This is a genomic window from Candidatus Karelsulcia muelleri PSPU (genome assembly GCF_000829155.1).
GTDB classification, from domain to species: domain Bacteria; phylum Bacteroidota; class Bacteroidia; order Flavobacteriales; family Blattabacteriaceae; genus Karelsulcia; species Karelsulcia muelleri_A.
Window position 1 is genome coordinate 102,501 of record NZ_AP013293.1, and the last position, 12,350, is coordinate 114,850.

The following is a 12,350-nucleotide window of genomic DNA, read 5'->3' on the forward strand; positions in this document are numbered from 1 at the left end:
AAATATTATCAACTATAATTTCTCGTTGTCAGGTTTATGATTTTAAAAGAATATCTGTTAATGATATTAAAAATTATTTAATAAATATTTGTAAAAAAGAATATATTAAATATGAAGAAGACGCATTATTATTAATATCTGACATTTCAGATGGATCTTTACGTGATGCTTTATCTATATTTGATAGACTAATTTTATATTCTAATAATATATTATTAAGTTCTATAGTATATAATCAATTAGGTATACTAGATATATATTTTTTTTTAAAAATTACAGATTTTTTTCTAAAAAAAGAGATATATAAAGTATTATTATTATTTGATGAAATAATTAAAAAAGGTGTAGACTTAAATATGTTTATAACTTCTTTATCTAAACATTTTAGAAATCTTCTTATATCAAAAGATATAAAAACTATTAAATTATTATCATATTCTGAAAAAATAAAAGAAAAATATTTAATTCAATCTAAAAAAATAGATAATAATTTTATTATTAAAGCTTTAAATATATGTAATAATACTGAAAATTCATATAAAAAAAATAAAGATATAAGACTTGCATTAGAAATAGCTTTAATTAATATATCTTATATAAATTAACTTTTTATTCTTCTTCAATCGCTTTTTTAAATTCTTTTAAACCTATACCTAAACCTTTCATAAGTTCAGGAATTTTTTTACCTCCAAAAAGTAGTAGCGCTAAAAAAACAATAACTACTATTTCTGTAGTTCCAAAACTACCTAATATTATATTCATAATAATTAAAAAAAAAAATAATATATTTTATAAAAATATATTATATTTATAATATAAATATTTAAAATTAAAAATATGAATTTTTCAAAAGAATTTAAAAAATATGCTATAAGTTACAAAAAAATTAATAGAAGTTATCTAAATAATTATATTCAATCAATGACTCCATATATAATGGAAGAAAGAAAGTCTAATGTATTTCAAATGGATGTTTTTTCAAGATTAATGATGGATAGAATTATTTTTTTAGGAACCCCTATAGATGATAAAATAGCTAATATTGTACAAGCTCAATTATTATTTTTACAATCTTTAGATTCAAATAAAGATATTCAAATATATATTAATTCTCCTGGAGGAAGTGTTTATTCTGGATTAGGAATTTATGATACGATGCAAATTTTAAAACCAGAAATTTCTACTATATGTACAGGAATAGCGGCTTCTATGGCTGCTATTTTACTTTGTTCTGGACAAAAAGGTAAAAGGTCTATTTTAAAACATTCTAGAGTTTTAATTCATCAACCTATTGGATACGCTAAAGGACAATCATCAGATATGGAAATCACGGTACGTGAAATTTTAAAATTAAAAAAAGAACTTAATAATATTATAAGTGAACATACTAATCAACCATTTGAAAAAGTACAAAAAGATTCTGATAGAGATTATTGGATGACTTCTGAAGAAGCTAAAAATTATGGGATTGTTGATGAAATATTATTATAATTTTATATAAAAAAAAAATGAAATTGAATTATCCTAAAAAAATAAAATATTTTTTAGATCAATATGTTATTGGTCAAGAAGACGCTAAAAAAACTATTTCTGTTGCTGTTTATAATCATTATAAAAGAATTTATTTATTAAATGATGAAATAGATAAATCTAATGTTTTAATGATAGGTGATACAGGTACTGGAAAAACTCTTATAGCTAAAAGCATTTCTAAATTTTTAAATGTTCCTTTTGCTATAGCAGATGCTACTTCACTTACTGAAGCAGGATATGTTGGAGAAGATGTAGAAAGCATTTTAACTAAATTATTACAATCAGCTAATTATAATATTTCTTTAGCAGAAAAAGGTATAGTATTTATAGATGAAATTGATAAAATTTCTAGAAAAAATGAGAATACATCTATTACTAGAGATGTTTCAGGAGAAGGCGTACAACAAGCTTTATTAAAAATATTAGAAGGAACCATTGTTAATGTACCCCCTAATGTAGGAAGAAAACATCCTGATCAAAAAATGATTAAATTAAATACTAAAAATATTTTATTTCTTGCTGGAGGAGCATTTGAGGGATTAAAAGATATTATATCAAATAGATTAAATCTATCTACTATAGGATTTAAAAAAAAATTTGATAAAAAAATCAATGATAAAAATTTATTAAAATTTGTAGGAACACATGATCTTAAAAAATTTGGATTAATACCTGAATTAATAGGAAGGTTACCGATTATATCTAATTTAAACTCTCTTGATAGAGAGTCTTTAAAAAGAATATTATTAGAACCTAAAAATTCTATTATAAAACAATATAAAAAATTATTTTATATGGATAAAATTAATTTAAAATTTACTGATTCAGCTATTGATTTAATAGTTGATAAAGCTATTAAATTAAGTTTAGGTGCAAGAGGATTAAAAAGTATTTGTGATAAGATAATTAAAGATTATATGTTTAATATAGATTCTATAAAAGAATATCTTATAATAGATAAATTTGATGTTAAATGTCAATTAAACAATTGGAAAAAACAACTCCCCTAACACCTCTTATGAGGCAATACTTTGAGATAAGAAATAAATATCCTGATGATACTCTAATATTATTTAGAGTAGGTGATTTTTATGAAATGTTTGGAAATGATGCTATACAATGTTCAAAAATTCTTAATATTGTTTTAACAAAACGTAATAAAAATTCATCAATTGAATTAGCTGGATTTCCTTATCATTCTATAGATAATTATTTACCAAAATTAATTAAATCTGGATTTAGAGTTGCAATATGTGATCAATTAGAAAAAAAAAAAAAAAATAAAAAAATTATAAATAGAGGTGTAACAGAAATAATAACCCCTGGTGTAATTATTAATAGTGAAGTTTTAGAATCTAAAACAAGTAATTTTTTAGCAGCAATTCATATAGAAAATAAGAATATTGGAATATCGTTTTTAGATATCTCTACTGGAGAATTTTTTGTTGGAGAAGGATATAATAGTTATGTAGATCAATTTTTTAAAAAATTTAATCCTAATGAAGTACTTTATAAAAAAAATAAAAAATCAGATATTACAAAAATAATAGGAAATAAATATTATTCTAATGGTATGGAAGATTGGGTTTTTGATTATTTATCTGCTTATGAAAATTTATTAAGGCATTTCAAAACTAACTCTCTTAAAGTATTTAATATAGAAACCTTCTATAATGGTATTATAGCTGCTGGAGCAATATTAAACTATGTATGTAGTATTTGTAATATTAAAATTAGTCATATTTCTAATATTACTAAATTAGTAGAAGATGAATATGTTTCATTAGATGATTTTACATTAGAAAATTTAGAAATAATAAAATCAAAAAATGAAAAAGCTATAACATTAATAAATATATTAGATAATACAATTTCTCCGATGGGAGGAAGATTATTAAAAAAATGGATGACTTTTCCATTAAAAAATATTTTTGATATAAAAAAAAGACATAAAATAGTATCTTTATTTTTAAATAATAAAAATATATATAAGCAGATATCAAAAAAAATAATAAATATTTCTGATATAGAAAGATTAACCTCAAAAATAGTTTCTTCTAAAGTTAATCCACATGATCTAATTTTATTATCAATATCTTTAAAGAAGATTACAGATATAAAAAATCTACTTTTAAATTCTAAAATTGATGAATTAAAAAATATTTCATATAATATTAAAAAATGTGATAATATATATATTCATATTGAAAAAATATTATCTATGTCTTCTACAAATTCAATTAATAAAGGAAATATCATTTTACCTGGATTTTCTAAAAAATTAGATGAATTTAGAAATATTCTTAATTCAAGTAAAGAATATATAAATAATATATATAAACGTGAAAAAAAAAATACTGGAATTAAAAATTTAAAAATATTATTTAATAATATTTTTGGATTTTATATAGAAATAAAAAGTATTTATAAAAATAAAGTTCCAAGCCATTGGATACTTAAACAAAAATTATTTAATTGTGAACGGTATATAACAGATGAGTTAAAAAATCATGAAATGAAAATACTATCTTCTAAAGAAAAGATATTATATATCGAAAAAAAAATTTTTTCTAAATTAATAGATTATTTATCTAAATATACAGATATATTACAATTTAATTCTAAATCAATTGCAGAAATAGATATTTTGATGTCATTTGCTAAATGTGCAATAGCAAATAATTATATACGTCCAGAATTAAATAAATCTTTTAATCTTTATATAAAAGATGGTAGACATCCTGTAATAGAAAAACAAATTTATTCATATAATAAATCTTATATTCCTAATGATATTATTATGAATAATAATGATTCTCAAATAATAATAATTACTGGCCCAAATATGTCAGGTAAGTCTGCAATTTTACGTCAAACTGCATTAATAATATTAATGGCTCAAATAGGCAGTTATGTTCCAGCAAGTTATGCTTCTATTGGAATAGTTGATAAAATATTTAGTAGAGTTGGATCATCTGACAATATTTCTATGGGAGAATCTACTTTTATGAAGGAAATGAATGAAACAGCAAGTATAATAAATAATTTATCTTATAGAAGCTTATTAATATTGGATGAAATAGGAAGAGGAACAAGTAATGATGATGGAATATCTCTAGCGTGGTCAATAATAGAATTTTTAAATAAAAATATTCATAAACCAAAAACATTATTTGCTACTCATTATCATGAATTGAATAATATTAGTAATTATATTAATAATATAAAAAATTATAGTATTTCTGTAAAAATTATAGATGAAAATCTAATTTTTACAAGAAAATTATTAAATAATATAAGTAATAAAAGTTATGGGATACATATCGCTAAAATTGCTGGTATGCCAGATTCTATTATTAATAGAGCTAATGAATTATATTCTATAATAGAAAAAAAGAATATAAATGTAAAATATTTTTATAAAAAAAAAAATATATATACATTTATTAAAAATCTAAATGTAGAGAAGATAACACCTATTGAAGCTATTAATAGCTTATATGAAATTAAAAAAAATATAAAATATTTTTATAAAAAAAAAAATATATATACATTTATTAAAAATCTAAATGTAGAGAAGATAACACCTATTGAAGCTATTAATAGCTTATATGAAATTAAAAAATTTATTTGAAATAATAAAAAAAGTAACTTATATTTATATTGCGAGAATAGCTCATTTGGTAGAGTACTACCTTGCCAAGGTAGTGGTAGCGGGTTCAAATCCCGTTTCTCGCTCATGCCTGGATGGTGGAACTGGTAGACACGCAGGACTTAAAATCCTGTAGCTATTAAAAAGCTGTGCGGGTTCAATTCCCGCTCTAGGTACTAAATCAACTTATTCTTTTATAAGAAGTAATTTTTAAATTTTTATCAAAATTCTTAAGGTATTCTCTTATAGAAATTTTCTTATTTTTTATAAAGTTTTGATCTAATAAAACCTTTTCAAAAATAAATTTTTGAATTTTTCCATCAATAATTTTGTTTATTATATTTTTTGATTTTTTTAAATTTAATAATTTATTTTTTATTATTTTTTTTTCTCTTTCAATAATCTCTATAGGTAGAGAATTTCTCTCTATAACTAGAGGATTGGTTGCAACAATTTGCATTGCAATTTCTTTAGAAATTTTTTCTATACCTTTAATTTTTTTAGAAAAACCTACTATTGAACCAATTTTGTTACTATGATGTACATAATATCCTACAAATGATGATTTAATAATTTCAAATGAACTTAATTCTATTTTTTCTTTAATAATATTATTCATATGATGATTAATGAAATTAATAACTGATAAATTTTTATTAATTTTAATATTAAATAATTCATCTATATTATTACAATATAATGCTTTATTAACTATAATATTAGCCATATTTATAAAAGTACTATTTCTAGTTACAAAATCTGTTTCACAATTAATTTTTAAAATGACTCCAACTGTTTGTTCCTTATTAATTTTACAAATTACAAATCCTTCATTTGTTTCTTTACAAATTATATTATCTGAAACTCCTTTTTTTCTTAACCAATCTATAGCTTCTTCAATATTTCCATTTGATTCTATAATTGCTTTTTTACAATCTATTATACCAGAATTAGTTATTTTTCTAAGTGTATTTATTTCTGAAATTTTAGGTTTATACATAATAATTTATTTTTTTTTTTTATATAAAATTCCTTCATTTATAGAATTTGTAATATAACTTAATATTAAATTAATAGATTTTGAAGAATCATCATTTGCAGGTATAGGATAATCTATATTTCTAGGATCAGAATTTGTATCAACTATTCCAATAATAGGAATACATAAATTATTACATTCTTTTACAGCAATTTTTTCTTTTTTTACATCAACTATTATTACACATGCAGGTAAAGAATTCATTTTATATATAGACCCTATATTTTTTTTTAATTTAATTTTTAATCTATCTATAAGTAATCTCTCTTTTTTAGACATCATATTATATGTTCCATCTATTTTTTTATGATTTATAACATTCATTTTTTTTACAGATTGTCGTATAGTAGACATATTAGTTAAAATTCCTCCTAACCACCTTTCTGTTATATAAGGCATATTAACTTTTTTTGCAAAATCATAAACTATATCTTTAGCTTGTTTTTTTGTCGCAACAAATAATATTTTCTTTCCAGATGAGGCAATATTTTTAATAAATTTACAAGCTTCATTTATTTTTTTTATAGTTTTATAAATATCTATAATATGTATACCTCCTTTTTTCATCAAAATATACGGCCTCATATTTGGATTCCATTTTGATGTTGTATGACCAAAATGTGCTCCCACTTTAATAAAGTTTTGTATATTTAATTTACACATAATTTATAAAAATTATCTTTTTGAAAATTGAAACTTTTTACGTGATTTTTTTTGCCCATATTTTTTACGTTCTACCATTCTTGGATCTCTAGTAAGTAAATTTTTTTCTTTTAAAATAGGTTTATTATTAATATCAAATTTACAAAGAGCTCTAGATATAGCTAAGCTAATAGCTTCAGCTTGACTATTTATTCCTCCTCCTGATACTTTTATAGAAATATCAAATTTTTTTTTATTAGATGTTAATAATAATGGTTTTGATACTTTAAGAAAAAATAAATTATTAGTAAAATATTTTTTATAAAAAATATTATTTACCTTAATTAAACCACTTCCAATTTTCATGTACATTCGTGCAACAGCAGTTTTTCTTCTTCCTATAGTATGAATCCTATTTTTCATAATTAATAAATTTCATTTATATTTAATTTTTTAATTTTTTTTTTATAAAAATTATGTTTTTCATAAGTAAAAATATATAAATTTTTTATTATTTTTCTTCCTAATGAAGTTTTTGGTAACATTCCTAAAATAGATTTATATATTAATTTACAAGGATTTTTTTTAAATAATTCAATTGCAGTTGATTTTTTTTGTCCTCCAGGATATCCACTATAACTAATATATAATTTATTTTTCATTTTTTTTCCAGTAAAAATTATTTTACTTGCATTAATAATAATAACTTTATTTCCACAATTAATATTTGGAGTAAAATAAATTTTATTTTTTCCTATTATTAATTTTGCTATTATAGAACAAAATCTCCCCAATATTTTATTATCTGCATCAAACAATAACCATTTATTATTTATATTACTTCTAATTTTGTTATTAACTGATAAAGTTTTAAATCCTAAACACATTACATTAATTTAATTTAATTAAAAAAGTATTTTATTCAAATATATATTATTGTAATTAACAAATTAATTATATTATTATAATTGTAATTTTATTTTTAAAAAAAAAATGAGTAAAATAATAGGTATAGATTTAGGAACTACAAATTCCTGTGTTTCTGTAATGGAAGGAAATACACCAGTAGTAATTACTAATTCAGAAGGAAAACGTACCACTCCTTCAATAATTGCTTTTATAGAAGGAGGAGAAACAAAAGTTGGAGATCCAGCTAAACGTCAAGCTGTTACTAATCCTGATAAAACTATATTTTCTATTAAACGTTTTATGGGACGAAAATTTTCAGAAGTTACTGAAGAATTAAAAAATATTCCTTATAAAATAATAAAAGGAGAAAATGATACCCCTAGAGTTTCTATAGAAAATAAACTATATACTCCCCAAGAAATATCTGCTATGATATTACAAAAAATGAAAAAAACAGCAGAAGATTATCTTGGGCATGAAGTTAAAAAAGCTGTTATTACTGTTCCAGCATATTTTAATGATGCTCAACGTCAAGCAACAAAAGAAGCTGGAGAAATTGCTGGATTAAATGTAGAACGTATAATAAATGAACCAACTGCTGCAGCATTAGCTTATGGATTAGATAAAAATAATCAAAATAAAAAAATAGTTGTATATGATTTAGGTGGAGGAACATTTGATATATCTATTCTTGAATTAGGTGATGGTGTATTTGAAGTTTTATCGACAAGTGGAGATACTCATCTTGGAGGTGATGATTTTGATAAAGTTATTATAGATTGGTTAATTAAAGAATTTAAAGTAGAACAAGGAGTTGATTTAAGTAATGATTCGATTGCGCATCAAAGATTAAAAGAATCTGCAGAAAAAGCAAAAATAGAACTTTCGTCTAGTACAAAAACTGAAATTAATTTACCATATATAACTGCAACTCCTTCTGGACCAAAACATTTAGTTAAAACGCTTACCCGTGCTAAATTGGAAGAATTATCGGATAATCTTATTAAAAGATCATTAGATCCTTGTAAATCAGCTTTAAAAGCTGCAAATTTAATATATAAAGATATAGATGAAGTTATTTTGGTAGGAGGGTCTACACGTATACCTAAGATACAAGAACAGGTAGAGAAATTTTTTAAAAAAAATCCTTCTAAGGGTGTAAATCCAGATGAAGTAGTTTCAATAGGAGCCGCTATACAAGGAGGTGTTTTAAGTGGAGATGTAAAAGATGTATTATTATTAGATGTAACTCCATTATCATTAGGTATTGAAACATTAGGTGGAGTCTTTACAAAATTAATAGACTCAAATACTACTATTCCTACTAAAAAATCAGAAATTTTTTCTACTGCTGCAGATAATCAATCAGCAGTTACTATACGTGTTGGACAGGGAGAAAGATCTATGTTTAATGATAATAAAGAAATAGGTAGATTTGATTTAATAGATATTGCACCTGCACCTAGAGGAATTCCACAAATAGAAGTTACCTTTGATATAGATGCAAATGGACTTTTAAATGTATCAGCTAAAGATAAAAGCACTGGTAAAGAGCAATCTATACGTATACAAGCTTCATCAGGATTAAGCCAAAATGAAATAGAAAGAATGAAAAAAGAAGCACAAGAAAATGCGGATAAAGATAAAAAAATAAAAGAAGAAATAGAAAAAATTAATTCTGCTGATAGTGTAATTTTTCAAACTGAAAAACAACTTAAAGAACATGGGAATAAAATGTCAGAAGAAACTAAAAAAAATATGGAGTTAAATTTAAAAAATCTAAAAGATGCTCGTAATTCAAAAACAATATCTGATATAGAAATTTATATAAATAATCTTAATAAAATTTTATCTTCTTCATACCAAGAAATATATAATTATAAAAATAAACAAGATTATAATAATGATCAAAAAGATGATAATAATGATCAAAAAGATGATAATAATGATCAAAAAGATGATAATAATGATCAAAAAGATGATAATAATGATCAAAAAGATGATAATAATGAAAAAAAATCAACATCATCAAATGATAAAAAAAATGAAAGTGTTCAAGATGTAGATTTTGAAGAAGTTAAATAATATATATATGATTAATATTACTTTTAATAAAGTAGTTTTTAAGTATGATCCTCCAATAACTCCTTTAAAAATTAAATCTGATATAATTGAAACTAAATTATATAAAAAAATAATATCAGTTAGTATAAATGGAGAACAAAAAGAATTGTCTACGAATATTTATAATGATTGTGAAATAGTATTTTATACTTGGGAACATGAAATTGGTAAAAAAGCATTTTGGCATTCTTCATCTCACTTATTAGCACAATCTATATTAGATTTTTATCCCAAAGCGAAACTTAATATAGGGCCAGCTAGAAATAATGGATTTTATTATGATATAGATTTTGGAAAAAATTTTTTTTCTGAAAAAGATTTTTATAAAATTGAAATAAAGATGCTATTTAATGCTAGTAAATGTTTGAATTATGAATTATATTATATTTCAAAATCAGAAGCTAAAAAATATTATAAAAATAATATTTATAAACTTTACATATTAAATAATATAAAAAAAAATTATGTTACTATTTGTAAACATGATAATTTTATAGATCTCTGTAGAGGTTGTCATATTCCTAATACATCTTTTATAAAAGCTGTTAAAATTTTAAATATATCAGGTGTTTATTGGAAAGGAGATAAAAATAAGAAACAACTTACAAGAATATATGCAATATCATCTCCATATAAAAAATACTTATATAAATATTTTTTAAAAAAAAAAGAATATAAAAAAAGAGATCATAGGAAAATAGGTAAAAAGTTAGAGTTATTTACATTTTCTAACATTGTAGGTCAGGGATTACCAATATGGTTACCTAAAGGATTTTTATTAAAAAAAAAAATTGAAAATTTTTTATTAAATTTAAATAAAAAAATTGGTTATGAAATGGTTACTACTCCACATATAGCTAATAAAAAATTATATAATATATCAGGACATTGGGAAAAATATTATGAAAATAGTTTCAATACATTTATTTCACCTAATAAAGAAGAACAATTTATTTTAAAATCTATGAATTGCCCGCATCATTGTGAAATATATAATTATAAAAAATTTTCTTATAAAGATTTACCTAAACGTTTTGCAGAATTTGGAACAGTATATAGATATGAAAAAAGTGGAGAATTACATGGATTAACTAGAGTAAGAAGTTTTACACAAGATGATGCACATATATTTTGTACTAAAGAACAACTTATAGAAGAATTGAAATCTGTTATAGATATGATAATTTTTATATTTAAAAAACTTGGTTTTTATAAATATAAAGCTCAAATATCTTTAAGAGATAATAAAAAAAAATATAAATATATTGGCTCTAAAGAACATTGGTATAAATCTGAAAAATATTTAATTAAAGCAACAAAAGAAAAAAAAATATATACATATATAAAATATGGTGAAGCTGCTTTTTATGGGCCTAAACTAGATTTTATGGTTCAAGATATTTTAGGTAGAAATTGGCAATTAGGAACAGTACAAGTTGATTATAATCTTCCTGAAAGATTTAATTTATTTTATACAAATAATAAAAATAAATTAATTAGACCAATAATGATACATAGGGCAACATTAGGATCTTTAGAAAGATTTATTGCTATTCTTATAGAAAATACAGAGGGAAATTTTCCATTATGGTTATCACCAATACCTATTAGAATAATTCCAATTTTAGAAAAAAATTTTTTTTATTCAAAAAAAATATTAAATTTGCTTATGCAGTTAGAAATACAATCTTTTATAGATTCTCGTATAGAGAGTCTTTCTAAAAAAATAATAGATGCTGAAATAGATAAAATTCCTTTAATTTTAGTATTAGGTGATAAAGAAGAAAAATTAAATTCAGTATCTATAAGATCTTCTAAAGAAAAAAAAATTATTTTTTTATCTTTAGAAAGATTTATAAATTTTTTAAAAAAAGAAATTAATTTAAAATTATAAAATTATTGCTTTAAAAAAAAAATATAATAATTCCCAACGTTTTAAAAAAAATGAACTACATAGAGTTAATAAACGTATAACTGCTACTAAACTACGTTTAGTAGGTAAAAATATAAAAAATGGGATTTATTCTTTAAAAGATGCTTTAAATATAGCTTTTAATACTGGTTTAGATTTAGTAGAAATAAATCCTAAAACAGATCCACCAATTTGTAGAATACTTGAATATAAAAAATATTTATATGAACAAAAAAAAAAACAAAAACAATTAAAATATAAACAAGAAAAAATTATAACTAAAGAAATCAGATTAAGCCCACAAATATGTGAGCATGATACTTTTTTTAAAATAAAACATGCAGAAAAATTTTTAAAAACTAAAAAAAAAGTAAAATTTACAATTTTTTTTAAAGGTCGTTCTATAATTCATAAAAACAAAGGTGAAATTCTTTTACTAGAATGTGCGAATTCTCTTGAAAACTTTGGAAAAATAGAACAAATGCCAATTATGGAGGGAAAAAAAATGTTTATAATATTAACCCCTAAAAAATAATTAT

12 protein-coding genes and 2 tRNA genes (1 of these 14 only partly in view) are annotated in these 12,350 nt (G+C 21.7%); 9 read left to right on the forward strand and 5 right to left on the reverse strand.

Going from position 1 to position 12,350, the window contains the following annotated elements:
* Positions 1–605: the 3' portion of a DNA polymerase III subunit gamma/tau gene (gene dnaX, locus SMPSPU_RS00485; protein ID WP_041093798.1), read on the forward strand. The gene continues 439 nt to the left of window position 1, outside the view; the window shows 605 of its 1,044 coding nt (coding positions 440–1,044); its start codon lies off the left edge, out of view; the stop codon is at positions 603–605.
* A gap of 4 nt (positions 606–609) precedes the next feature.
* Here dnaX and SMPSPU_RS00490 read toward each other — a convergent pair whose 3' ends face one another.
* Positions 610–762, reverse strand: coding sequence for a Sec-independent protein translocase subunit TatA/TatB (locus SMPSPU_RS00490; RefSeq protein ID WP_041093800.1), 153 nt, complete (start codon positions 760–762; stop codon positions 610–612).
* Between the two features lie 75 nt (positions 763–837).
* On the opposite strand from SMPSPU_RS00490, the gene SMPSPU_RS00495 reads away from it, so the two are divergent.
* The 5 genes from SMPSPU_RS00495 to SMPSPU_RS00515 all read left to right on the forward strand — a co-directional run bounded on the left by SMPSPU_RS00495 (position 838) and on the right by SMPSPU_RS00515 (position 5,361).
* Entirely contained in the window at positions 838–1,491 is a 654-nt protein-coding gene (locus tag SMPSPU_RS00495; RefSeq protein WP_041093802.1) for a ClpP family protease, read from the forward strand.
* A 17-nt stretch (positions 1,492–1,508) separates the two neighbouring features.
* Positions 1,509–2,543, forward strand: coding sequence for an ATP-dependent Clp protease ATP-binding subunit ClpX (gene clpX, locus SMPSPU_RS00500; protein WP_041093804.1), 1,035 nt, complete (start codon positions 1,509–1,511; stop codon positions 2,541–2,543).
* Positions 2,507–5,167 carry a DNA mismatch repair protein MutS gene (gene mutS / locus SMPSPU_RS00505; RefSeq protein ID WP_041093806.1) on the forward strand — a complete coding sequence of 887 codons (2,661 nt, stop codon included), beginning with the start codon at positions 2,507–2,509 and terminating at the stop codon, positions 5,165–5,167. The genes clpX and mutS overlap by 37 nt, the downstream gene beginning before the upstream one ends.
* A 31-nt stretch (positions 5,168–5,198) precedes the next feature.
* A tRNA-Gly gene (locus tag SMPSPU_RS00510) sits at positions 5,199–5,271 on the forward strand.
* Positions 5,272–5,274: 3 nt separating this feature from the next.
* A tRNA-Leu gene (locus SMPSPU_RS00515) sits at positions 5,275–5,361 on the forward strand.
* Between the two features lie 5 nt (positions 5,362–5,366).
* On the opposite strand, the gene tsf is transcribed toward SMPSPU_RS00515, so the two are convergent.
* The 4 genes from tsf to rplM are packed head-to-tail and all read right to left on the reverse strand — an operon-like array spanning position 5,367 to position 7,753.
* A complete protein-coding gene (tsf, locus tag SMPSPU_RS00520; RefSeq protein ID WP_041093808.1) occupies positions 5,367–6,185 on the reverse strand; it encodes a translation elongation factor Ts in 819 nt (272 codons plus the stop codon).
* A 6-nt stretch (positions 6,186–6,191) separates the two neighbouring features.
* Positions 6,192–6,887 (reverse strand): 30S ribosomal protein S2, encoded by a 696-nt coding sequence (rpsB, locus tag SMPSPU_RS00525; protein WP_041093810.1) that lies wholly within the window; start codon positions 6,885–6,887, stop codon positions 6,192–6,194.
* Between the two features lie 12 nt (positions 6,888–6,899).
* Positions 6,900–7,289, reverse strand: a complete 390-nt coding sequence (gene rpsI / locus SMPSPU_RS00530; protein WP_041093812.1) for a 30S ribosomal protein S9 — start codon at positions 7,287–7,289, stop codon at positions 6,900–6,902.
* Between the two features lie 2 nt (positions 7,290–7,291).
* The gene (rplM, locus tag SMPSPU_RS00535) at positions 7,292–7,753 is read right to left on the reverse strand and encodes a 50S ribosomal protein L13 (RefSeq protein ID WP_041093814.1); all 462 of its coding nucleotides are present in this window, start codon (positions 7,751–7,753) and stop codon (positions 7,292–7,294) included.
* Positions 7,754–7,859: 106 nt separating this feature from the next.
* Here rplM and dnaK point away from each other — a divergent pair, with 106 nt between their 5' ends.
* From dnaK to infC, 3 genes are read left to right on the forward strand one after another with little or no spacing between them, the layout of a single operon-like run.
* Entirely contained in the window at positions 7,860–9,860 is a 2,001-nt protein-coding gene (gene dnaK / locus SMPSPU_RS00540) for a molecular chaperone DnaK (RefSeq protein WP_041093817.1), read from the forward strand.
* A gap of 7 nt (positions 9,861–9,867) precedes the next feature.
* Positions 9,868–11,793 carry a threonine--tRNA ligase gene (gene thrS, locus SMPSPU_RS00545; RefSeq protein WP_041094130.1) on the forward strand — a complete coding sequence of 642 codons (1,926 nt, stop codon included), beginning with the start codon at positions 9,868–9,870 and terminating at the stop codon, positions 11,791–11,793.
* A gap of 4 nt (positions 11,794–11,797) precedes the next feature.
* The gene (gene infC, locus SMPSPU_RS01465) at positions 11,798–12,346 is read left to right on the forward strand and encodes a translation initiation factor IF-3 (protein WP_075050683.1); all 549 of its coding nucleotides are present in this window, start codon (positions 11,798–11,800) and stop codon (positions 12,344–12,346) included.
* Positions 12,347–12,350: the final 4 nt, after the last annotated feature.